A 22,315-nucleotide genomic window follows, 5' to 3' on the forward strand; every position below is an offset into this window, starting at 1 on the left:
ACCTCAATAACAGGAATTTCTTCCATGCCCCGCCACCTCAAGCGTTCTCCCATACCCCTCGCCCTGGCGATCAACCTGGCCAGCCTGGCTGCGCTGAGCTTAGGCGTGTGCAGCCCGGTGGCGGCGCAGGAGGCGGCGCGTTATGCCATTGCCGCCGGCCCCCTGGGACCTGCGCTGAATCTGTTCGCCCAGCAGGCCCATGTGGCGCTGTTGTTCGACAGCACAACCGTCGCCGGCCTCAACACCACCGGCCTGCAAGGCGACTTCCCGGTGGCCCAGGGTTTTGCCCAGTTGCTGCGCGGCAGTGGCTTGCGGGCGGTGCAAGGCGCCAATGGCTACGTGCTGGTGCCGATCGACACCACAGGCTCCTTGGAACTGGGGCCCACGTCGATCACCGGACGGATCGAAGAGAGCAGCACCGATCACGTCCAGGGCTATGTCGCCACGCGCAACCTCAGCGCCACCAAGACCGACACGCCGATCATCGAAACCCCACAATCGCTGTCGGTGGTCACCAGCGACGAGATCCGCGACCGCCAATCGGAAACCCTGTCGCAGACCCTCGACCTGACCCCGGGCTTCACCAGCCAACCCACCAGCTTCAACCGCACCTCGGACCGCTTCCGCATTCGCGGCTTCGATGTGGAATCGGCCACCGGCGGCTCCCTGCGCGACGGCCTGCGCTTGCAGAACAACTCCTACGACGGCGTGCAGGAACCCTATGGCCTGGAACGTGCGGAAGTGATTCGCGGCGCGGCGTCGGTGCTGTATGGCCAGCTGTCGCCGGGCGGCCTGATCAATACCGTGAGCAAGCGCCCCAGCCAGACGCCCTACCACGAGATCAACCTGCAAGCCGGGCAGAACGACCGCAAGCAACTGTCCGCGGACTTCACCGGCCCGTTGGGCGACAGCGACACCTTGAGCTACCGCCTGACCCTGCTCGATCGCAAGAGCGACACCGCCGCCGACCATATCAACAACGATAAGATCTACGTGGCCCCGGCCCTGACCTGGCGGCCCGACGACGACACTTCGCTGACCCTGCTGTCGTTCTACCAGAAGACCGAAACCGGCTTCTCCGCGCCCCTGCCCTATCAGTTGACCAAAGGCGTCGGCGAAGGCCGGTTCCAGATCGGCCGCCACGACTTTATCGGCGAGCCGGACTACGACGAAATGAACGGCGAGATGTCGGCGCTGGGCTATGAGTTCGAACATCGCTTCGATGAACACACGCGCATCAGCAACAAGCTGCGTTACTACCAGTCGGATGTGACCTGGCGTTACCTGCAAGTCAACATCGCCGGCACCAACATCGGCACCGCACAAACCACCGGCCTGCTGCGACGCCAATACAGCGACCGCCAGGAACGCTCGCGAGGCCTGGCCAGCGACACCAATATCGAGAGCAAATGGCAGTTCGGCGACTGGCAGCACACCTTCCTGCTGGGTTTCGATGGCTACGACACCAGTTACGATTCGCACAACTTCCGTGGCAACGCACCGTCGCTGAACCTGGCGACCTACAACTACGGCCAGCCGGTGGTGGTCAATAAAAACCCCGCGACCGACCGTGGCTCGCAGATCGATACTCTGCAAAAAGGCATCTACTTCCAGGACCAGATCAAGTTCGACGAACGTTGGATACTGCTGCTCGGTGGCCGTCATGATTGGGCGGACCAGCACACCGAACTGTTCCGCAATGGCGCCGACAGCGGCAAAAGCGATGAAGCCACCACCTGGCGCGCGGGCCTGGTGTACAAGGCCGACAACGGCCTGGCGCCCTACATCAGCTACAGCGAATCGTTCTTCCCGGTGGCCGGCGCCAACAAGGCAGAGCAAAGCTTTGTGCCCACCGAGGGCAAGCAATATGAGATCGGTATCCGCTATCAACCCGAAGGCAGCGCCACGCTGCTGAGTGCGGCGGTGTACCAGTTGGAACAGCGCAACGTGTTGAGCCAGGACCGCACCGACCTCAATTTCTCGGTACAGGTCGGCGAAGTGCGCTCCCGTGGTTTCGAGTTGGAAGCCAAGACCGAAGTCACCCCCAACCTCAGCCTGATCTCGTCCTACGCCTACATCGACGCACGCATCACCAAAAGCGATATCGCCAGCGAAATCGGCCAGCGCAGCGAAGACACCCCCTACCACCAGGCCGCCCTCTGGGCCGATTACCGCCTGGCGGCGCTCGGCATCCCGCAACTGCGCATCGGCGGCGGCGCCCGCTACAAAGGCACTACCCAGGCCTCCGGCGTGCCGTCATCGATGCCCGCTTATACCCTGTACGACGCCCGCGCCAGCTACGAGATCGACCCGCATTGGGAAGTCGCGCTGAACGCCAATAACGTCACCAACAAGCGCTACACCTACTGCGAATTCGCGATTTGCCGCTATGGCGATGAGCGACAGTTGGTCAGTTCGTTGACGTATCGCTGGTAAGGCGCACCGGCAGCGGCTCGGCAATGTTCAGCCTGGGTCCGCAGCCAGGCTGAGCGCGTGGATCTTGTCGACAATCTGCCGTGAAGCCTTACGGATCGCCGTCGTCGTGCTGCCGGCGATATGCGGTGTCAGTTGGGCGTTGCCGATGCCTGCCAGTGGCGAGTCAAAGCGGTCTTTTTCGTGGACAAAGGTATCGATGGCAACCGCTTTTATATGCCTGGGAAACGCGGTCATGAAGCTTGCCAACTGGGCTTCGTCGACGATGCCGCCGCGAGCGGTATTGATCAGTATCGAGCCTTGGCGCATCTGCCTGAACTGGGCAAGGCCGAACAGGCCTTGGGTCAGCGGTGTCAGCGGTACGTGGATAGACACCACGTCGGCCTCCCCCAGCAATTGCTCGAGGGTTTGCCGTCGCTCAAGCCCAAGGCTGTGCGCGACCTGCTGCGTAAAACGCTCTGAACCGCTGGCGATGACCTTGATACCGAGCGATCCCGCTTTGCGTGCGACGGCTTGGGCAATGCTGCCGGTACCGACCAACCCGAGCGTGAGTTCACCGAATTCGCGGCCTGGCGCCAGGGTGCCCTTGGCCCAGCGACCGTTATGCGTTTCGGCGTTGTAGTGGTCCAGGTCCCTGGATAAAAACAACGCCTGGGCGATGACGTATTCGGCCACCGCCGCCGCGTTGGAGCCCGGTGTGTTGAGTACGCTCACGCCCCACCGTTCAGCCTCTTGCCGGTCGATATGGTTAACGCCTGTACCCGCCTGGGCGATGGCGCGCAGCGGCGTTGGCAGGGCCGGTGATGCAGCGGCGCGGATCAGCTCGCGCTCAATGGGAATATTCAGGCGCGTCTTGAACACGCTATACCCCCCGGCCTGGGTCACGGCGTCGATGAAAGCGTGCCTGTCGTGGCCATTGATCTCGGTGTACCGGATGCGCTCGCCATAATGCTCGCGGATACTGTGTTTATCGGTGAAATAGTAGAGATTCAGGGTAACGACCAGGCCCAACTCAAGGAATCGGTCGACTTCCTCGAACAGCAACGGCGGGCCGGGTGCATCCAGTATCAGGGTGGTGAATGCCATACCTGTGAGCCTCTTTAAAGGGTGTTCAACCGCACCAATACACTAGCATCGCGCCACACTTGCTCTAAAACAACAATCGCGAAAAATCGCAGCACACCTGCGCCATCCGCGCCACGTCCTGGTTCAAGCCGAACTGTCGATCCACGCGATGCAACGCTACATACTGGATATTCGGCAACTCCGGCTGCGTGACCAGCGCGCGTAATGCACCGCGCTCGATCAGGTGCGACAAACACGCCTTGGGCAAATAACTCACGCCGATCCCCGACAGCGCCAACCCCACCTGCACCAGCAGGTTATGGCTGGTGAGGGTGCGCGGCATCTGCACATTGTGCGCGGCCAGCCAACGCTCGTAGATCAGGCCGGTGCCCGACTGCGAACCCTGGGTCAGCACGGTGTAATCGGCCAGCACTTCCAGGCTGACTGGGTCGGGGTGCGGGATCAGGCCAGGCGCGCAGATCCAGGCGTTTTCCACGCTTTGCAGGACGGTGCTGTGGAAGCGCGGGTCGCTGTAGACGTCCGGCACAATCACCAGGTCGAGTTGGTCGCTTTCCAGCTTGCGAAACAGTTCGCTGCTCAGTTCCACTGACGGTTCGATCTGCACCTTGGGGTAGGCCTGGCGCAACGCTTCCACCAGCGCCGGCAGCCAGGTCAAGGCGGTGAGTTCGGTGACGCCGAGGCGAAAACGGCGCACCAGCACCTCGCGGGCGCTGACCCGTTCGAGCAGTTGGTCGCGGCTGTCGAGCAGGTCGCGGGCATAGTCGAGCAGCTCACCGCCCTTCTCCGTCAGCCGGGCGTTGCGCTTGCTGCGGTCGAAAATCTCGACGTCGAAGGTGTCTTCCAGCTCCTGGATGCGCTTGGAGATGGCCGACTGAGACATGTTCAGCTTGTTCGCCGCCGCTTCGAAGCTGCCGAGTTCGGCGATCCAATACAGCGCATCGATTTGCTTGAAGGTGATCATGGCGACCAACTCATGAAAAAAAGCGATGATATCACATCATAAAATATCGCTAAAACTCTCCCGTCATCACTCCTAAGATCCGGCCATAGCCCATCGCTATCCAACAATTCTGGAGATTTGCCATGTCCTTGCCCGGTTCACGCATCCTTCCCAACGCGCCCATGGCGCCGGCCGAACTGGTCGAGGCGTTTGCCCATGTCGTCACCCCGCATATCAGCGACAACCTCGGCCGCCATATCGGCGCCCGTGGCCTGACCCGCTACAACCGCAGCGGCAAGCTGGTGGGTACGGCGATCACGGTCAAGACCCGCCCCGGTGACAACCTGCTGATCTACAAGGCCATGAGCCTGCTGCAACCCGGCCATGTGCTGGTGGTGGACGGCCAGGGCGACACCAACAACGCGGTGATCGGCGAGTTGATCAAGCTGTATGCCCAACAGCGCGGTTGCGTGGGGTTTGTGATCGACGGCGCGATTCGCGATGTCGCCAGCTTCGAGGACACCCCCTGCTACGCCCGCGCCGTGGTGCACACCGGCCCGTACAAGACCGGCCCCGGCGAAGTGAACGTGCCGGTTTCCATCGGCGGCATGGTGGTCAACCCCGGCGACCTGCTGGTGGGTGATGAAGACGGCCTGGTCGCGTTCTCCCAGGCCGACGCCGCCGAAGTGCTGCGCCGTGCCGCACAACATGCCGAACATGAAGAAGCGGTCAAGGCAGAGATCGCCAGCGGTGCGGTGCGCCAGAGCTGGATCGACAAGGCCCTCAACAACGCCGGCCTGGCGTGAAGGAGTCCGAGATGAGCACTGCATTTTTGTCGGACCGCGTCCTGGGCATCGCACCCTCCCCCAGCATCGCCGCCAACGCCCTGGTCACCGAGTTGCGTGCCCAGGGCCGCGACATCGTCAACTTCACCGTGGGCGAGCCGGACTTCGACACCCCGGCGCACATTCTCGAGGCCGCCAGCCAGGCGATGCGCAGCGGTGACACCCATTACACCGCCACCACCGGCACCCTCGCGCTGCGCCAGGCCATCTGCCTGAAACTGCAGCGCGACAATGATCTGGTGTATGGCCTGGACGAAGTCGTCGCCGGTTGCGGCGGCAAGCACATCATTTATCACGCGTTGGCCGCCACCTTGAATCGCGGCGATGAAGTCATCGTGCACACGCCGTATTGGGTGTCGTACCCGGACATCGCACGGCTCAACGATGCCACGCCGGTGATCATCCCGGGCGATGAAAGCCTGGGTTTCAAGCTGTCGCCCGCCGCCCTCGAAGAGGCGATCACCCCACTCACCAAATGGGTGATCCTCAACAGCCCGAACAACCCCAGCGGCGCGGTGTACAGCGAAGCCGAGCTGCTGGCCCTGGCGCAGGTGCTGCGCCGCCACCCCCATGTGCTGGTCATGGCCGATGAGATCTACGAACACTTCGTCTACGGCGACGCCCAACATGTGCCGCTGACACGCCTGGCGCCCGACCTCAAGCCACGCACGCTGATCGTCAACGGCGCGTCCAAGGGCTATGCGATGACCGGTTGGCGCCTGGGCTTTGGCGCCGGGCCGGCGTGGCTGATCGCGGCCATCGCCAAGCTGCTGTCGCAGACCACTACCTGCCCCAGCTCAGTGAGCCAGGCCGCCGCCGTGGCTGCATTCGCCGGTGACCAGGCGCCTATTGCGGCGATGCGCGGGGAATACCGGCAGCGTCGTGCCCTGATGCTGGAGCGACTGGCGGGTATTCCAGGCCTGGGCATCATCCCGCCCGATGGCGCGTTTTATGTGTTCGCCAACGTCAGCGGCCTGATGGGCAAGCTCACCCCCCAGGGTGATCGCCTCGACAGCGACACCCAACTGGTGGACTACCTGCTGCGCGACTACGGCCTGGCCACGGTCAGCGGCGCGGCCTACGGCATGTCGCCGTATGTGCGCCTGTCGTTCGCAAGCGCCCTGGACGTGATCGAAGAAGGGTGCCGTCGCCTCAAAGACGCATGCCATGACCTGCGCTGACGGCCACCCGTAACACCCGGCGACCAGCGGACGGTCGCCTTTTGACTGCCTAGAACAACAACTTAAAAATCATTGATCTCAAATGAGGCATTCCCATGCACACGCCCCGTATCGCGCTGGTCTGGCAAATCATGATCGGCTTGCTCGCCGGTATCGCCATTGGTGCCCTGCTGCACCGCTTTCCCGAGTCCCGACCGTGGCTGGTGGACAATCTCCTGCAACCGGCGGGCGATATCTTTATCAAGCTGATGAAGATGATCGTGGTGCCTATCGTGTTTGCCTGCATGGTGGTGGGCATTGCCGGCCACGGTGACGGCAAATCCCTGGGCCGTATCGGGGTCAAATCCCTGGGCTATTTTTTCTGCATCACCACCCTGGCGATCATCATCGGCCTGGTCATGGGCAACCTGCTCAAGCCCGGCGCCGGCACTGAACTGTCCAGCCTGCACGCGGCGAATATCACCCTGCCCACCAGCAACGGCGCCGGTCATAGCCTGGGGCAGATCATCGTCGGCATCATCCCCGACAACGTGGTCAACGCCATGGCCCAGGGCAGCCTGTTGTCGGTGCTGTTTTTTGCGGTGATGTTCGGCCTGGGCGTGGCGCGCCTGCCCGCCGAGCGCAAGGACCCGGTGATCGCGCTGCTGCGCGGGGTCAGCGACGCGATGTTCAAGGTCACCTCGATGATCATGGCCTACTCGCCCATCGGCGTGTTCGGCATGATCGCCGTGACCGTGGCCAACTTCGGCTTCAGCTCATTGCTGCCGTTGGCCAAGCTGATCATGGTCAGCTATGTGGCCATCGCGTTCTTTGTGCTGGTGGTGCTCAACCTGGTGGCGCGCGTGTGCGGGATCAACCTGTTCGCGCTGATGCGCCATATCAAGGATGAGCTGGTGCTGGCCTTCTCCACCGCCAGCTCGGCGGCGGTGATGCCGCAACTGATGAAAAAACTCGAAACCTACGGCGTACCCCCTTCGCTGGTGAGCTTTGTGGTGCCGGTGGGTTACTCGTTCAACCTCGACGGCGCTTCCCTGTTCCTCGGCATCGGCACCCTGTTCGTCGCGCAGTTGTACGGCATCGACCTGAGCCTGGGCGATCAGGCCTTGCTGGTGGTGACCATGGTGCTCACCTCCAAGGGGGCCGCCGGAGTACCGGGATTCATGTTCGTGATCCTCTCGGCCACCCTGGCCAGCGCGGGTTTGCCGTTGGAAGGCATCGCGTTTATCGCTGGGGTGTATCGCTTGATGGAGATGCCGACCACGGCGCTGAATGTGCTGGGCAATGCGCTGGCGCCGTTGGTGATTGCCAAGTGGGAGGGGCGTGAGGGGCGGGCCGGGCGGCAGCAGAAAGCGCAAAATGTGCAGATGGAATGAAGTGGCTGCTGGGCTTCTGTGGCGAGCGGGCTTGCCCCGCGTTGGGGTGCGAAGCGCCCCTGATGAAGACGAATGCGGTGTATCAGGCACTCCTCTTCGCCTGGTTTTGGGGCTGCTGCGCAGCCCAACGCGGGGCAAGCCCGCTCGCCACAGGTACAGTGTTCCTCTTTAACTGACCGGCATTGGGGCAAGCCCGCTCACTACAAAGGCGCCACATTTTGACCTCGCCACATCGAATAAAGGCGCTCCGAAGAGCGCCTTTATTCATTCCAGCCTTACTGCTCGCTGATGGATTTCACCTCGGCCTTGGCAGCACCGCCAATCGCAATGCGCTTAGGCTTGGCTTCCTCCGGTACCACCCTGAGCAGGTCGATGCTCAGCAACCCGTTGGCGAGTTGTGCGCCCTGCACTTCAATGTGGTCGACCAGGCGGAACGACAAACGGAACGCGCGCTGGGCGATGCCCTGGTGCAGGTAGGTGATACCCTCATCGTGTTCGCGCTTGCCGCCGGCGACGGTCAACACGCCTTTTTCCACCTGGATCTCCAGGTCATCCTCCACCAGGCCTGCCGCCGCGATGACGATCCGGTAGTGATCTTCACCGTGCTTCTCGACGTTGTGAGGTGGGTAGGTGGTACCGGCCTCGCTGCGAAGCGCCGATTCAAAAAGGTCATTGAAGCGGTCAAAGCCGACGGAATGACGGAACAGTGGGGCCAACGAAAGAGTAGTAGCCATTGCAAAATCTCCTGAGTTTTCTCCAAGTGATTTGACACGCGACCCGTATTCGGCATCGCGTAAAACCTAAGTAGGTTCAGGGGAAAAAATTTCAAGCAGCGCCAGCAAAAAAATTTATCCGCTGCTGTGATTGCGTGCAGACAGGCTGACGCAATGAGCATCCCCCTAGGTCGAACAATCACTCAACGCCACATAGCGAAACGACAATTGTTGACTAGACTCATGGGCGCACTGCACTGGCAATGGGAATCGCTGCATGAGTGAAACAAACGCGCGGGCAGGGATGTTTTCCAGCCCGTGGCGACACAGGGAGTTGTTGTTTTCCATGGTCCAGCGGGAAGTGATTGGGCGTTATCGAGGCTCCATCATGGGGCTGTTGTGGTCGTTCCTTAACCCGCTATTCATGTTGCTGGTCTACACCTTCGTGTTCAGCGTGATGTTCAAGCTGCGCTGGCCCGCGGGCGACGGTTCGCGCACCGAGTTCGCGCTGCTGGTATTTGCCGGCCTGCTGGTGTTCAACGTGTTCGCCGAATGCGTGGGGCGTGCGCCGGGCCTGATCATCGCCAATGCCAACTACGTCAAGAAAGTCGTGTTCCCCCTCGAGATCCTGCCGTGGGTGGTGCTGGGCGCCGTGTTGTTCCACACCCTGGCCAGCCTGGTGATCTGGCTGGTCTTCCACCTGGTGTTTTTCGGCTGGCCGCCCCTGACCAGTGTGTTGCTGCCCCTGGTGTTATTGCCGCTGGCGCTCTTCACACTGGGAGTCACCTGGCTATTGGCAGCGCTGGGGGTTTACCTGCGTGATGTCGGCCAGGTGGTGGGCGTGCTGACCACGGCATTGATGTTTGTCTCGGCGATTTTTTACCCGACCAGCGCATTTCCGCCGGCCTACCAGGGCATTCTTCACCTCAACCCGCTCACCCTGGTGGTCGAACAGGCCCGTGACGTGCTGTTCTGGGGCGTGATACCGGACCCTTTCACCTGGGTCTGCGGCCTGCTGGTGGCCGGGGGTATCGCCTGGCTGGGGTTCACCTGGTTCCAGAAAACCCGCAAAGGATTTGCCGATGTGCTCTGACATCGCCGTACAAACGGCCCACCTGAGTAAGAGCTACCACATCTACGACACACCCAGGGATCGCCTGTGGCAGCTGTTGTCTCGCGGGCAAAAGCAGTTCTATCGAGAATTCTGGGCACTGCGGGACGTGTCGCTGCAACTGTGCAAAGGTGAAACGGTAGGGATCATCGGTCGCAACGGCAGCGGCAAATCGACGCTGCTGCAACTGATCTGCGGCACGCTCAGTGCCACCTCCGGCAGCATTGAGAGCCATGGCCGCGTGGCGGCGTTGCTGGAGCTGGGCTCGGGCTTCAATCACGATTTCACCGGGCGTGAAAACGTCTATATGAACGGTGCGGTATTGGGGCTCAGTCACGCGGAAATCGACGCCCGTTTTGCCCAGATCACCGACTTTGCCAATATTGGCGACTTCATCGACCAACCCACCAAGACCTACTCAAGCGGCATGCTGGTGCGACTGGCCTTCGCCGTCGCGGTGTGCGTGGACCCCGACATCCTGATCGTCGATGAAGCCCTGGCAGTGGGCGACGCGTCCTTCCAGTTCAAGTGCCTCAATCGGCTGGAAGCGCTCACCCAGCAAGGCACGACGCTGCTGTTCGTGTCCCATGACATGGCCATGGTCAAGCGCTTTTGCAATCGAGTGATTTACCTGCGCGAAGGCCAGGTGCGTGCCAGTGGCTCTCCCGAAGAAATGGCCGAACTCTACCTGCTGGAGATGCGTGACGAACAGCGTCGCTGGGCCAGCGGCGGCGCGGTGGCGGTCGCCCCCAAGGCGTTTCTTGCCCAACAGGCAGGCATCGCCTTTGGCACCGATGAGGGGCATATCGTTGCGGCCTGCTTTACCAACACGGACAGCCTGTATTCGAGTTTTGTGTATGGCGAGACCATCCAGCTGCGCATCGAAACCCGGGTACGCGAAAGCATCGAGCTGCCGACCCTCAGCGTGACGATCCAGGAGGCCCGGCTGCTGGTGATCGGCGGCGCCAACCTGCCGCTGCACCTGGAGGCAGCGCACGAGGGCTGGCGCAAGGCGACGCTCAACGTCCGCTTCCCCGCCAACCTTGCGGCGGGCAAGTACCACATCACGCTGAAACTGATGAATGGCCACCTCGAAGAAACCGCGCAGCTTATCGAGAAGCAGGTCGCGCTGCTGGCGTTCGACACCTTGCCGGGCCCCCGGGAATTCCTTGGTTTCGTCGATCTGGGAATAGAGGCCGGTCCTGCCCCTCACACGAATGAACCGGGGGTGCTGCAATGAGCCGAGAGTGGCAGGTCGGGATCTTCGGCACATTCGATGTCGCCAATTATGGCGACTTGCTGTTTCCCATCCTCGCCGAGGCGGAATTGACCCGGCGCCTGGGCACGATAACGCTGCACCGGTTTTCCTATCACGGGAAAACGCCGTCCGAATGGCCGTACGAGGTCACCTCACTGAGCCGTTTGCCGGACATCGCCGGTCAGTTGGATGGAGTATTGATCGGCGGTGGTTTCATTGTGCGTTTCGACAAGCTGGTGGCAAGCGGTTATTACCCCCCGGATGCCGCCATTCACCACCCCACCGGCTACTGGCTGACGCCCGCGCTGATCGCGCTGCAACATGGCATCCCGTTGATCTGGAATGCGCCGGGCATGCATTGCAACGACATCCCGCCGTGGGCCGCACCACTGGTGCAACTGACCCTCGAACACAGCCCGCACATCAGGGTACGCGATGCGCTGTCCCAATCGGCCCTGGCCCAACTGTCACCGACGGCCCAGGTCGAGGTGCTTCCCGACACGGCCTTTGGCCTGCCACGCCTGCTCGACCCTCAATCGCCTTCTGCCCCGTTCCTGGAGCTGTGCAGCAGCGCCGGCCTGACCCAACCCTATCTGGTGGTGCATGCGATGTGGGGGTTGAACAGCTTCCTGCAGCTGTGGCAAACCCATGCCGGGCAGTTCGAGGACGTGCAACTGCTGCTGCTGCCCATAGGGCCAGTACTGGGTGATCACGAATCCGTACTGGGCGACGGCCTTGCGCGCGCGCGTTGCCTGCCCTTCTGGCCAGAGCCCCTGCTGCTGGCAGAACTGCTCGCCCATGCCGAAGGAGTAATCGGACACAGCTACCACCTGGCGATCAGTGCATTGGCCTTTGGTGTGCCGATCTTCTGCTCGGCGGACCTAGGCACCGGCAAATACACTGCGCTGCCGAGCCATGGACGAATATTCCAATTACGCCGGGACCAGCCGATTGATCCGCAGTGGTTTCGCGCACAGCTGGGCAAGCAACCGGTGTCCCAGGTGACCGCCGACGCGATGGTACAGATCGACGCACATTGGGACCGCGTGGCCGAGTTGATCCGCGAAGGTCGCAGGCCCACGCAGCCCGCGCTCAACCGCTACTGGCAAGCCTTGCCGGGTGTTCTCGAAGACCTGCACTCACTCCTCGAAAGCCAGGCCGCCGAGCGGCAACACGAACGCGAGCAACATCAACAGGCACTGGAAAAGCTGTACCGCTCCAACTCGTTCAAGCTGACGGCGCCATTGCGCCATCTGCGCCGAACCCTGAACAAATGGCTGGGAGCCCTTCGACATGATTGACCTGAGCAAACTGACGGCCCACCGCCTGCAGACCGTGCCTTTTTCCTGGGCGCAAATCGGTGCGCTCTACACCCCCGACGATGCCAAGGCGCTGGCCGAAACCTACCCGCACGACCACTTCAAGACGGTCTCCGGCTACGGCGGGGCCAAGGACTACGAATACGAGGCGCGGCAATTGATCGCCATGGGCAGCCACGAAGTGGTCAATCCACAAGCCTTGAGCCCGCAATGGCTGGCACTGGCCCACAGCCTCTGTTCGCCGCAGTACCGCCAGGCCCTCTCCGCGCTGACCGGGGTGGACGTGACCGAGGTCCCCATGGAGGCCAACCTGTTCCACTACGGCCCCGGGGCCAACCTCGGGCCGCACCCGGACCTGGACGACAAACTGGTCACGCACATTTTGTACTTCAATCAGACCTGGGACCCCGCCGATGGCGGCTGCCTGCAGATCCTCGGCTCTGCCAGGCCCACCGATATCGTCGCGCAAGTGACGCCCGAGGTCGGCAACTCGGCGATTCTGGTGCGCGCCGACAACTCCTGGCATGCGGTTTCACGGGTGGTCGAGGGTTGTCGTTCTTCCAGGCGCAGCGTGACGGTGACGTTTTACCGCCCCGGCTCTACCAGCTCGATGTGGCCGGACAACGACCCGACACCTCTGCACGCTTACGGCGAACAGCACAACACAAGGTTTTCATGAAGGACGGCATCATGGATAAGGACACTCTGGCCACCCTTGAGCGCGAAAGCGTTCGCATGGAACGCGATGCGGCCATCAGGGAGCGAGACGCGGCGCTGGCCTACATCGCCATGTTGAAAAATACCCGCTCGTGGCGGATCACCAAGCCCTTGCGGGCGCTGCTGCATTGGTTGAGGTATCGGGCGCCGCACACAGAAGCCGACACGCCCGACTTCCTGCACGGGCAATATCTGCCGTTGCACACTGCATCGAAAAAAACACTGTCGCCATCGGCTGATTCAGCATCACCAGAGGCGCGCTTCGACATCCTCTGCTTCGCCAACATCGACTGGGCCGCACGCTTCCAGCGGCCCCAGCAGTTGATGAGCCAGTTCGCCCGTCACGGCCACCGCGTGTTCTACATCATGCCCTCCCGCAGCGCCGAGCCTGGCCAGGCCTACAGCACCTTGGAAGTGGCACCCGGGGTATTCGAGGTGACATTGCAGCGCGACGAGTTCGTAGACTGCTACACCCAGCGCATGTCGGAAAAACACCTGCAAACCTACGCCAACGCAATCGATGCGCTGGCCAAGGATTGGCGCATAAAAACCGCAGTCAGCGTGGTGCACCTGGCGTTCTGGTCTGCGCTCGCGCATCGGTTGCGCGGCACCCACGGCTGGAAAATCCAGTACGACTGCATGGATGACTGGGTGGGCTTTCCGGGGATCGGCGCGACGTTGCTGGAGGAAGAGCACACCCTGGTCCGAGACGCCGACCTGGTGACGGTCACCGCCGCCCTGCTGCAGGAAAAATGGGCCGCGATGAGCCGCAACTGCCTGTTGCTGCGCAATGGCGTGGATGTCGAGTTCTTCGAGCGCAATTGTGTGCCCAACCCCTTGATGGCGGAGATCGAGCGGCCGCTGATCGGCTTCTACGGTGCCCTGGCCGAATGGGTCGATTTGCCCTTGATCGCGGGCATCGCCCGGCTGCGGCCGGACTGGAACTTTGTGTTGATCGGCGACATTTTCGTCAAGGACCTGGCCGGGCTGGACCGCCTGCCCAATGTGCATTTACTCGGCAGGAAGCCCTATGCACAGATGCCGTTGTACCTCTACCACTTCAATGTCTGCCTGATCCCGTTTCGCCTGTATAACGTGACCCATGCGGTCGACCCGGTGAAGTTCTACGAATTCATCAGCGCGGGCAAACCGGTGGTGTCGGTGCCACTGGAAGAAATGCAGATCTACGCGGATTTCGTGTATTTCGCCAGCGAACCGCAGGCCTTCATCGAGCAGATCGAGCGCGCCCTGAACGAAACCGATACCCAGGCCGCCAGCCGGCGCGTGGCACTCGCCAGCGCCAATGACTGGCGCCACCGCTTCGACGCCAACCTCAGTGCGCTGAAGTCCTTGCACCCGAAAGTGTCGATCGTGATCGTCACCTATAACAATGTCGAACTGACCCAGGGCTGCATCCAAAGCCTGTTGCGCAACACCACGTACCCCGATTACGAACTGATCATTGTCGACAATGCGTCCTCGGACGACACGCGCAACTACCTGCGTTATCTGGGCCGCACCCACGCGAACGTCACCCTGGTGCTCAATGACCGCAACCTGGGCTTCGCCGCCGCGAATAACCAGGGGCTGCGCCTGGCGGCCGGGGAATACCTGGTGCTGCTCAACAACGATACCGTGGTGCCCAAGGGCTGGGTCGACCCGTTGCTGCGCCACCTGCAAGACCCGCAGATTGGCCTGGTCGGCCCGATGACCAACTCGGTAGGCAACGAAGCGAAAGTGCTCGTCGACTACGTCGGCCTCGAACACATGGAGGCCTTCGCCGATCAACACGTCGCGCGGCATCGCGGTCGCACCTTCGATATCAGCATGCTCGCCATGTTCTGCGTGGCCATGCGCCGCGAGGTGCTGGAACGCATCGGTTGGCTGGATGAGGCGTTCGGCATCGGCATGTTCGAAGACGATGACTACAGCCGGCGCATCCAGGCGGCCGGCCTCAGGACCGTGTGTGCCGAGGATGCCTTTATCCACCACTACGGGCAGGCGTCCTTCAAGAAGCTGATTGCCAGCGGCGAGTATCAAGCGCTGTGGGACAAGAACCAGGCGTACTTTGAAAGCAAATGGGGCACATGGACGCGCCCTGAACCGCAGCGCAAATCGGGTAACCCTTGACCAACCAAAGGAAGACACCGTGTTCAAGCGAATCATGCACAAGCTCAACGGCAAGCGCGAAGGGATCGGCGCCGACAAGCAAGTCACAGCGGATCACTGGTCAGAAAACATGGCCGGCTCCGACGCCTTTTCTGCGGATGTCTATTGGCTGGCGGTACCGACCGTACAACGCCGCCATCAGCACAAGGCAACGGCGGGCAGCGGCCATCCGGGCTGGGTGCAGTACTGCCTGAAGGAGTTTCTCGGCAACCCGGCGCCAGGCACACGGATGCTGAGCATCGGCTGTGGCACCGGCACCCTGGAGCGCGAACTCTACAGGCTCAAGGCGTTCGAGCACTGTGACGGCGTGGATATAGCGCCTGCCGCCCTCGAGGTGGCCAGAGCCGAGGCGCTGGCGATGGGCGCGTCGACGATCCAGTACGCCCTGTGTGATATCGAACGCACTGACCTGCCAGGCAATCACTACGACGCAGTCTGGTTCAATGGCTCACTGCACCATATCCGCGAGCTGGAAGTGGTCTGCCAGCGGGTTCGCCATAGCCTGAAACCCGGCGGCTGGCTGTTTTTCAATGAATATGTCGGGGCCAATCACTTTGCCTTTGATGCCCAGCAAAGGGCGGCCATCAGCCATGCGTTCGGCTTGATTCCCGAGCATTTGCGCCGCTCATTCGTGAAGGGTTCATACGGCCAGGTTCAACAGGTCGTGCCACTGCCCGACCCCGCCGAGGTGGTGAAAGTCGACCCGTCGGAAGCCGTGCGTTCGGCAGATATTCTGCAGGTGGTGCAGGAGCACTTTGATGTGCGTGCGCTGAACCTCTGCGGCGGTTCGCTGCTGCAGTTTCTGCTGCACGGTATCGCCGGCAACTTCACCGCGGACAACCCGCAGTCCCTCAGGGTGCTGCAGATGTTGTTCGACATCGAAGACGGGCTGATCGAGTCGGGCACGCTGAAAAGCGACTTTGTGGTGGTCGCCGCATCGCCGAAAACGTCAGGATGAGGTCGCCCCGCCCATGCTGATCGAGCGACGCCCATCTGGCCGGCAGCGCTGGCGCGCGGTGTATCACCGGCTGCCGTTGCCGGCCAGCGCGAAAAAACTCCTGGCAGTCATCTACCGACGTGCACTGCTGCCCGCTGTGCGCGCATTGCGCGGCGTACTGCAACCGATGAAAACCTTCGCCGACCCAGCGCCGTCGTCTCAGCCTGCGCCTCAGCCACAACAGGCCGGACTGGCGGATTACATTATCTGGGGCGCTATCGACTGGGACTTGCGCCACCAGCGCCCGCAGCAACTGGCCCAGGCGCTGAGCGCCACCGGGCGGCGGGTCATCTATGTGTCGGCCTCATTGATACATGCGCCCCAAGCCGGATTTGAACTCGAGTCGCTGGACCAGACCCAGCGGTTGTTCCAGGTCAAGCTGTTTGCCCGTGGTGCACCGTTTATCTACGCCGCAGCGCCTGACGCCGCACTGGTTCGGCAGCTGTGCCGCAGTATTGGCGAGGTACTCCTCTGGGCCGGCTCAGCCCGGGTCATTTCACTGGTGCAGCACCCTTTCTGGTGTGACATTGCCGGTGAATTACCCAACAGCCGATTGATCTACGATTGCATGGACCATCATCAAGGCTTCGGCGACAACGGCCCGAGCATCCTGCAGCTGGAGCAACGGCTGGTGCGCAACGCGGACGTTCGGCTGTTCACCTCCGATTGGTTGGCCGAGCAATGGCCGGCCCAGGCCAATGAAACTCGCGCCATCCTGCGCAATGCCGCCGACTTCACCCAGTTCTGCACCCCACCTGTCTCGATCTACCGGGATCGCTTGCAACGTAAGGTGATTGGCTACTACGGCGCCATTGCACACTGGTTCGACCAGGCACTCGTCGCCCGCATCGCCGAGGCGTTTCCACAGCATGTGGTGCTGCTGATCGGCGCCGATACGGTGGGCGCGCGGGCGCAATTGAGTGGCTATGCGAACGTAGAATTCACCGGCGAAGCGCCCTATGCCACCCTGCCCTATTACCTGCATGGCTTCGATGTGGGCATCGTGCCGTTTCACATCACGGCACTGACGCTCGCTACCAACCCGGTCAAGGTCTACGAGTACCTGAGTGCCGGGAAACCGGTGGTCTCGGTCGACCTGCCAGAAATGCAACAATTCGGCTCCCTGGTGCAGGTTGGCCGCGACGGCCCGGCGTTCATTGCCGCAATCACGCGGGCATTGCTGCCAGCGACGACCGAACAGATTGCCCAGCGTCAGGCGTTCGCTGCCCGACAAACCTGGACACACCGCGCCGATGCGCTCATCACCCTGGCCGAACGCCGCGACCACGCGGCACGCATCAGCGTGATCGTCGTGACCTACAACAACCTGGCGCTGACGCGGGCGTGCCTGGACAGCCTCGAGCACGACAGCGAGGGGCCTGAACTGGAAATCATCGTGGTGGACAACGCATCCAGTGACGGCACCGCTGAATTTCTCTCGCAATGGGCGGCCGACAGCGGCCAGACGATCGTACTCAACACCGACAACCGCGGTTTCGCCGCCGCGAACAACCAGGGCCTGGCGATCGCCAACGGTGAGTACCTGGTGCTGCTCAATAACGACACGCAGGTTACCAGCGGCTGGGCGAGTACCTTGCGCCGGCATTTACAACGCAATCCCGAGCTTGGCCTGATTGGCCCGGTGACCAACAACATCGGCAACCAGGCCAGGATCGACATCGACTACACCAACCTCGCAGACATGCCACAAGCGGCTCGGCGCTTTACCTGCCGCCACCTTGGCGAGGTGGTCCGGCTGCCGACCCTGGCGTTCTTCTGCGTGATGATGCCGCGCAGTACCTACACGCGAATCGGCCCGCTCGACGAAGTCTATGGCCGTGGATTCTTCGAGGATGACGACTACTGCCGACGTGTCGAACACGCCGGCCTGGTGAATGCCTGCGCCCGCGATGTGTTTATCCATCACCAGCTTTCGGCATCGTTCGCGCTCATGAACCAGGATGAACGCCAAGCCCTGTTCGAGCGCAACAAGGCGATCTATGAAGCCAAGTGGGGTCCGTGGGAGCCCCATGAATATGAGTAACTAACGCAGGTCGTCCTGTGACAATAAAAATCCCCTGGGCGCGAAGCCAAGATCCCGGGCAGCCTCGGTATGCTCGAACACCAGGTCCTGGTTCATGCGCTGCGCCATCGCCGCCGACCAATGGCGGTAGCGTGGCAGTACTCGCAACAGCCACAACGTCATCCGGAACACCCAGAGCGGCACCGTGAGAAAACGCGGGCGGCGCTTCTGCGCGGTGAACACGCGGGAGACCATCTCCCGATAGGGCAATGTTTCTGCGCCGCTGAGGTTGTAGGCATGGCGGCACACCTGGGGTGCCTGCAACGCACGCACACAGGCGCTCGCCACATCCTCGGCATGCACGGGTTGACGCAGCCCCATCGCGCCCCCCAACAGCGGGAAAAAGCCGAAGCGCCGAATAAAGCGTGCGATCTCGGTGATGTTTTTGTCGCGGCCCTGGCCGTAGATCAAGGTCGGACGCAGGATGCCCCAGTGCACCCCGTGGTCCTGCGCCCACTGCTCAACACGCGCCTCGGCATCGCCCAACAGGTTGGCGAGGCGCCGCTCTGCGGAGTCGACGGAGTGGCTTTTGCTAAAGCGACTGGTGGAAGACAAGGCCACGACTTTGCGCGCTCCGCAGGCCTGCAGCAGCGCAAAATGCTGCGGCAGCGTCCAAATCGGTGCCACGCAGATCCAGTAGGGAATCGGCGCGGCATACGCGCTTACACCCGTCTCAGAAAGCCGTTGCCAACTGACCGTGTCACTGTCGCTGCCGTGCCGGGGCTGGCGGGAAAAAGCGACGACCTTGAACTGTTCGCGCACAAGCAACGCAAGCAGGCAGCGGCCTACCAGGCTACTGGCCCCCAGCACACCGACCGTGACCTCAGGCATGCCCACCCCGGGATCGTCCCAGCAACCCATTGAATCCATGGTAGATGCAGACCAAACCGAAGCGCAGCCACACCCCCAGGACCACCCACCACCACAACCCCTTGGGGTAGTTGACCCTGAAGAACTTTGCGTAGAACCGCACCATCCCTCGGTGTTTGTGCCACTCGACAAAAAACGGTCGATTCCGGCTACAGGCGCCCCGCCAGTGCATGACGCGCGCCTGTGGAACAAACACGACGCGCCACTGTTTCAGCTTGAAGCGCATGCACCAGTCCAGATCCTCGCAATGCAGAAAATAGCCTTCGTCCCAGAGGCCCACAGACTTCAACGCTTCACGCTTGACCAGCATGCAGGCACCGGAAATGGCTTCCACCGCGGCGGGCTCGGTGGGCAGCGGCTCACGATGCAACAGGAAGTCGGCGCACAGCGTGGGAAACACTCCATCCAGGCGCGATAAGCCAAAAGCCCGGACGAATGCTCTCCTGGGGGTCGGAAACACCCGACGCCCGCCCGGCTGTTCGGACCCATCGGGGTTGCATAGAAAGCCCCCCACCATGCCCGTGGCGGCATCCGCGTGCAGCGCTTCCATCATGCCCTGCAATGAGCCCGGCAGCAGGACACAATCCGGGTTCAGGAACAACAATGCGCCGGCACTCGACACCCCCACACCGGTATTACAGGCCGAGGCAAAGCCCATATTCCGCTGATTCCGGATGATGCTCAGGCGCGTATCGGCCAGGCACCCATCCAGGTACGCCAGGCTGCCGTCACTCGAGGCGTTGTCCACCACAATCACCCGCCGCGCGCCTTCCCTTAAGGCCGACGCCACGCATTCGCCGAGCAGCGTGCCGACGTTGTAGTTGACGACGATCACGTCGCAGTCATGGATGAAGCGTGGCGGCATCAAAACGCGCTTCCCATGAGTGTTGCAGTGCAAATGCACGGGCTTGATCCGCATTGCGCTCACACTGCAAGGCGGCCTCGGCCAGCCCGGCAATATCGCTGTGCGAGTGACTGATGAAAACACCCGGCAGCCCTGAACGGCCATGCATCTCGCCGAAGTCAGTCGAGATCACCGGCAATGCCAGGCCGCGGTATTCGTAGTACTTGATCGGATCGACCGACGCGGTGAGCAGGGTCTTTTTGAAAGGAATCAAGCCCACGTCGAACTCGGCCATGGCGGCCAACGCCGCGCCATGATTATCGGCAGGCAACACCACTACGTTGCTAGGCAAGTGCGCGGGCACGGCGCCGAAGATCGGCCCCATCAAACGAATTTCATCGTTGGGCCTGGCTTCGGCCAAAGCCGCCACCCAGGCCCAGTCAAACCAGGTGGCCAGGGTGCCCACGTAGCCAAAAACCTTTCGACTCGATGACGTCGACGCCCGCTTTACGGCAGAGATCGCCGCTAAGTCCAGGCCGTTCAGCACCAGGCACACCTCGTTGCGATAACGCCGCCACTGCGCGTCGAGCACGGAACTCGACGTCCAGATGACGTCCACGCGCTGGACGATCAGCCGCTCACGGCGCGCCAGGGCCGATCGCGAGAGGCCGGTATAAAACGCCGGGAAATCGTCCATCGCGTCATACAAGGACGCGCAGTGACGAAGCCGCTGCAACAACAGATGTGCCAGGACCGAGGGCTTGCCGACCACGAGCAAGGCTGGGGAGGCGTGGGTGAATTGATCGATCCTGCTCAATGCATGCCGCCAGCAAAAGCGGTTCACCCAGCCCGAGCCCGGTAGAGGTTCTATCGGTAGACCGCCAGGCTTGATCAACGTGAGCCATGGCGGCGTACCGCTGGGTGGACTCGTTTGCGCGCAGGGCGCAGCCGCCTTGAGATCGCTCCATCTGGGCAGCCGCGTGGGATAAGGATCGACCCAGAGCACCGACGCCCCTGTGCGGCTGTGCACCCAATTGACAAACTTGTGCGGCCGCTGGGCGAAGCTGTGCCAGGGCAACGGCGAGAGAAATACCAGGCGCTTCAAGAAAAGTGCTCGCGCAGGACCTTCACGATACGCCCTGCAGCCTGCCCATCGCCGTAGGGCGAAACACCTCGTACCATGCCACGGTAGGCCGATTCATCGTCAAGCAGGCGCTGCGCCTGCTCGATGATACGTTCATAGTTGGCCCCCACCAGCTTGACGCTGCCCTGCTCCACCGCTTCCGGGCGCTCGGTTTCATCCCGCATGACCAGCACCGGCTTACCCAGCGCCGGCGCCTCTTCCTGGACGCCTCCCGAGTCGGTCAGGATGAAATACGCCGCTTTCATGGCGGCGATGAACGCCGCGTAACCCAGCGGCGCGCACAGCCTGAAGTTCGGTATACCTGCCAGGCACGCCTGGGCGACGTCCTGGATATTCGGGTTCGGGTGCACAGGGTAGAGAAACTGAACCCCAGGGTTGTTCTCGGCAAGGGTGCGCAGCGCTCGGCAGATGTCGAGAAACGGCGCGCCAAAATGCTCCCTGCGATGGGCCGTCACCAGCACCAGGCGCTTGCTCGGATCAAGATCAAGGCCGATCTCCACCTCACTGGCCGCGGTCATGAGCAGGGCATCGATCACCGTGTTGCCCGTGACGAAAATGTCCCCACTGGCTACGCCTTCTTTCAGCAGGTTTTGCCGAGTGCCTTGCGTTGCCGCGAAGTGCCAGTGCGCTAATTTACCGGCAATGACCCGGTTGGCTTCCTCGGGGAACGGATGCTGCAGATCCCACGTGCGCAGGCCGGCCTCAATATGCCCCACCGGTATACGCCGATAAAAACAGGCCAGGGCACAGGCCATCACCGTGGTGGTATCGCCTTGCACCAGAACCGCATCGGGCCGTTCTTCGAGCAGGACAACATCCAGCTTGAGCAATAACTGCCCGGTCAGGGTGGCCAAGGTTTGATTGGGTCGCATGACGTCCAAGTCGATATCGGGCTCGATGCCGAAAAACGCCAGGACCTGATCCAGCATGTCGCGATGCTGTGCCGTGGCGACCACACGCACATCGACCCAGCCCTGCTGCTTCAAGGCCAGAATGACCGGGGTCATTTTGATCGCTTCGGGACGCGTTCCGACCACGCAAAGAATTTTTTTTACCGACACATCAAGCCTATTTCCCTATTCGATAAGTGGCTGAATCGCTCAGGCGTTCAAGCTCATGCTCACGCACATTCCGCTGTGCTGTTTTGATGCTGTAATGGTGAAAATCCGGACTGCGGACAGCGAGAGTGCGGCGTCGAGACAGCTTCGTAGCGGGTCTCGACGCCCATACTG

At 61.9% G+C, this 22,315-nt stretch carries 18 protein-coding genes; 11 read left to right on the plus strand and 7 right to left on the minus strand.

Translation table 11 applies throughout. The annotated features are described in order from the left end of the window. Positions 1–24 precede the first annotated feature (24 nt). Positions 25–2,436 carry a TonB-dependent siderophore receptor gene (locus PspCFBP13509_RS22830; RefSeq protein ID WP_065923890.1) on the plus strand — a complete coding sequence of 804 codons (2,412 nt, stop codon included), beginning with the start codon at positions 25–27 and terminating at the stop codon, positions 2,434–2,436. Between the two features lie 27 nt (positions 2,437–2,463). On the opposite strand, the gene PspCFBP13509_RS22835 is transcribed toward PspCFBP13509_RS22830, so the two are convergent. Then, positions 2,464–3,519 carry an NAD(P)-dependent oxidoreductase gene (locus tag PspCFBP13509_RS22835; protein WP_137212735.1) on the minus strand — a complete coding sequence of 352 codons (1,056 nt, stop codon included), beginning with the start codon at positions 3,517–3,519 and terminating at the stop codon, positions 2,464–2,466. Positions 3,520–3,583: 64 nt separating this feature from the next. Beyond that, positions 3,584–4,480, minus strand: a complete 897-nt coding sequence (locus PspCFBP13509_RS22840) for a LysR family transcriptional regulator (protein ID WP_137212736.1) — start codon at positions 4,478–4,480, stop codon at positions 3,584–3,586. Between the two features lie 122 nt (positions 4,481–4,602). On the opposite strand from PspCFBP13509_RS22840, the gene PspCFBP13509_RS22845 reads away from it, so the two are divergent. The 3 genes from PspCFBP13509_RS22845 (at position 4,603) to PspCFBP13509_RS22855 (ending at position 7,858) form a co-directional block, all read left to right on the plus strand. Next, the gene (locus PspCFBP13509_RS22845) at positions 4,603–5,265 is read left to right on the plus strand and encodes an RraA family protein (protein ID WP_065940452.1); all 663 of its coding nucleotides are present in this window, start codon (positions 4,603–4,605) and stop codon (positions 5,263–5,265) included. Between the two features lie 11 nt (positions 5,266–5,276). After that, on the plus strand, positions 5,277–6,485 hold the full coding sequence (locus tag PspCFBP13509_RS22850; RefSeq protein ID WP_137212737.1) for a pyridoxal phosphate-dependent aminotransferase: 1,209 nt from the start codon (positions 5,277–5,279) through the stop codon (positions 6,483–6,485). Positions 6,486–6,580: 95 nt separating this feature from the next. Next, complete coding sequence (locus PspCFBP13509_RS22855; RefSeq protein ID WP_065923895.1) at positions 6,581–7,858, plus strand: cation:dicarboxylate symporter family transporter; 1,278 nt, start codon at positions 6,581–6,583, stop codon at positions 7,856–7,858. A gap of 275 nt (positions 7,859–8,133) precedes the next feature. Here the strand turns inward: PspCFBP13509_RS22855 and PspCFBP13509_RS22865 are convergent, their stop codons facing one another. Further along, complete coding sequence (locus tag PspCFBP13509_RS22865) at positions 8,134–8,592, minus strand: Hsp20 family protein (protein ID WP_027603994.1); 459 nt, start codon at positions 8,590–8,592, stop codon at positions 8,134–8,136. Between the two features lie 256 nt (positions 8,593–8,848). On the opposite strand from PspCFBP13509_RS22865, the gene PspCFBP13509_RS22870 reads away from it, so the two are divergent. From PspCFBP13509_RS22870 to PspCFBP13509_RS22900, 7 genes are read left to right on the plus strand one after another with little or no spacing between them, the layout of a single operon-like run. Then, positions 8,849–9,664 carry an ABC transporter permease gene (locus tag PspCFBP13509_RS22870; protein WP_065947619.1) on the plus strand — a complete coding sequence of 272 codons (816 nt, stop codon included), beginning with the start codon at positions 8,849–8,851 and terminating at the stop codon, positions 9,662–9,664. Beyond that, entirely contained in the window at positions 9,654–10,922 is a 1,269-nt protein-coding gene (locus PspCFBP13509_RS22875) for an ABC transporter ATP-binding protein (protein ID WP_065923898.1), read from the plus strand. Before PspCFBP13509_RS22870 ends, PspCFBP13509_RS22875 begins: the two co-directional genes overlap by 11 nt. Then, the gene (locus PspCFBP13509_RS22880; RefSeq protein WP_137212739.1) at positions 10,919–12,241 is read left to right on the plus strand and encodes a polysaccharide pyruvyl transferase family protein; all 1,323 of its coding nucleotides are present in this window, start codon (positions 10,919–10,921) and stop codon (positions 12,239–12,241) included. The genes PspCFBP13509_RS22875 and PspCFBP13509_RS22880 overlap by 4 nt, the downstream gene beginning before the upstream one ends. Next, positions 12,234–12,938 carry a 2OG-Fe(II) oxygenase family protein gene (locus PspCFBP13509_RS22885; RefSeq protein ID WP_065923900.1) on the plus strand — a complete coding sequence of 235 codons (705 nt, stop codon included), beginning with the start codon at positions 12,234–12,236 and terminating at the stop codon, positions 12,936–12,938. The genes PspCFBP13509_RS22880 and PspCFBP13509_RS22885 overlap by 8 nt, the downstream gene beginning before the upstream one ends. An 11-nt stretch (positions 12,939–12,949) precedes the next feature. Further along, on the plus strand, positions 12,950–15,106 hold the full coding sequence (locus PspCFBP13509_RS22890; RefSeq protein ID WP_065923922.1) for a glycosyltransferase: 2,157 nt from the start codon (positions 12,950–12,952) through the stop codon (positions 15,104–15,106). A gap of 19 nt (positions 15,107–15,125) precedes the next feature. Beyond that, positions 15,126–16,103, plus strand: coding sequence for a class I SAM-dependent methyltransferase (locus tag PspCFBP13509_RS22895; RefSeq protein WP_242001093.1), 978 nt, complete (start codon positions 15,126–15,128; stop codon positions 16,101–16,103). Between the two features lie 13 nt (positions 16,104–16,116). Next, positions 16,117–18,186 (plus strand): glycosyltransferase, encoded by a 2,070-nt coding sequence (locus PspCFBP13509_RS22900; RefSeq protein ID WP_137212740.1) that lies wholly within the window; start codon positions 16,117–16,119, stop codon positions 18,184–18,186. Here PspCFBP13509_RS22900 and PspCFBP13509_RS22905 read toward each other — a convergent pair whose 3' ends face one another. From PspCFBP13509_RS22905 to wecB, 4 genes are read right to left on the minus strand one after another with little or no spacing between them, the layout of a single operon-like run. Continuing rightward, positions 18,187–19,056 carry an NAD(P)H-binding protein gene (locus PspCFBP13509_RS22905; RefSeq protein ID WP_065947614.1) on the minus strand — a complete coding sequence of 290 codons (870 nt, stop codon included), beginning with the start codon at positions 19,054–19,056 and terminating at the stop codon, positions 18,187–18,189. It lies immediately after the preceding gene. Beyond that, positions 19,049–19,960 (minus strand): glycosyltransferase family 2 protein, encoded by a 912-nt coding sequence (locus tag PspCFBP13509_RS22910; RefSeq protein WP_137212741.1) that lies wholly within the window; start codon positions 19,958–19,960, stop codon positions 19,049–19,051. The genes PspCFBP13509_RS22905 and PspCFBP13509_RS22910 overlap by 8 nt, the downstream gene beginning before the upstream one ends. Then, entirely contained in the window at positions 19,938–21,044 is a 1,107-nt protein-coding gene (locus tag PspCFBP13509_RS22915) for a glycosyl transferase (RefSeq protein ID WP_178084558.1), read from the minus strand. The genes PspCFBP13509_RS22910 and PspCFBP13509_RS22915 overlap by 23 nt, the downstream gene beginning before the upstream one ends. Then, the gene (gene wecB / locus PspCFBP13509_RS22920; RefSeq protein ID WP_074847370.1) at positions 21,041–22,144 is read right to left on the minus strand and encodes a non-hydrolyzing UDP-N-acetylglucosamine 2-epimerase; all 1,104 of its coding nucleotides are present in this window, start codon (positions 22,142–22,144) and stop codon (positions 21,041–21,043) included. The genes PspCFBP13509_RS22915 and wecB overlap by 4 nt, the downstream gene beginning before the upstream one ends. Positions 22,145–22,315: the final 171 nt, after the last annotated feature.

This window comes from Pseudomonas sp. CFBP13509 (genome assembly GCF_005233485.1).
Lineage (GTDB): Bacteria > Pseudomonadota > Gammaproteobacteria > Pseudomonadales > Pseudomonadaceae > Aquipseudomonas > Aquipseudomonas marginalis.

Excerpts from the sequence above, each read along its gene's own strand:
- PspCFBP13509_RS22880 (WP_137212739.1), top strand. The coding sequence starts at position 10,919 with ATGAGCCGAGAGTGGCAGGTCGGGATCTTCGGCACATTCGATGTCGCC.
- PspCFBP13509_RS22900 (WP_137212740.1), top strand. The coding sequence starts at position 16,117 with ATGCTGATCGAGCGACGCCCATCTGGCCGGCAGCGCTGGCGCGCGGTG.
- PspCFBP13509_RS22850 (WP_137212737.1), top strand. The coding sequence starts at position 5,277 with ATGAGCACTGCATTTTTGTCGGACCGCGTCCTGGGCATCGCACCCTCC.
- PspCFBP13509_RS22830 (WP_065923890.1), top strand. The coding sequence starts at position 25 with ATGCCCCGCCACCTCAAGCGTTCTCCCATACCCCTCGCCCTGGCGATC.
- PspCFBP13509_RS22875 (WP_065923898.1), top strand. The coding sequence starts at position 9,654 with ATGTGCTCTGACATCGCCGTACAAACGGCCCACCTGAGTAAGAGCTAC.
- PspCFBP13509_RS22910 (WP_137212741.1), bottom strand. The coding sequence starts at position 19,960 with ATGCCGCCACGCTTCATCCATGACTGCGACGTGATCGTCGTCAACTAC.
- PspCFBP13509_RS22870 (WP_065947619.1), top strand. The coding sequence starts at position 8,849 with ATGAGTGAAACAAACGCGCGGGCAGGGATGTTTTCCAGCCCGTGGCGA.
- PspCFBP13509_RS22855 (WP_065923895.1), top strand. The coding sequence starts at position 6,581 with ATGCACACGCCCCGTATCGCGCTGGTCTGGCAAATCATGATCGGCTTG.
- PspCFBP13509_RS22865 (WP_027603994.1), bottom strand. The coding sequence starts at position 8,592 with ATGGCTACTACTCTTTCGTTGGCCCCACTGTTCCGTCATTCCGTCGGC.
- PspCFBP13509_RS22885 (WP_065923900.1), top strand. The coding sequence starts at position 12,234 with ATGATTGACCTGAGCAAACTGACGGCCCACCGCCTGCAGACCGTGCCT.
- PspCFBP13509_RS22905 (WP_065947614.1), bottom strand. The coding sequence starts at position 19,056 with ATGCCTGAGGTCACGGTCGGTGTGCTGGGGGCCAGTAGCCTGGTAGGC.
- PspCFBP13509_RS22840 (WP_137212736.1), bottom strand. The coding sequence starts at position 4,480 with ATGATCACCTTCAAGCAAATCGATGCGCTGTATTGGATCGCCGAACTC.
- PspCFBP13509_RS22845 (WP_065940452.1), top strand. The coding sequence starts at position 4,603 with ATGTCCTTGCCCGGTTCACGCATCCTTCCCAACGCGCCCATGGCGCCG.
- PspCFBP13509_RS22835 (WP_137212735.1), bottom strand. The coding sequence starts at position 3,519 with ATGGCATTCACCACCCTGATACTGGATGCACCCGGCCCGCCGTTGCTG.
- PspCFBP13509_RS22890 (WP_065923922.1), top strand. The coding sequence starts at position 12,950 with ATGGATAAGGACACTCTGGCCACCCTTGAGCGCGAAAGCGTTCGCATG.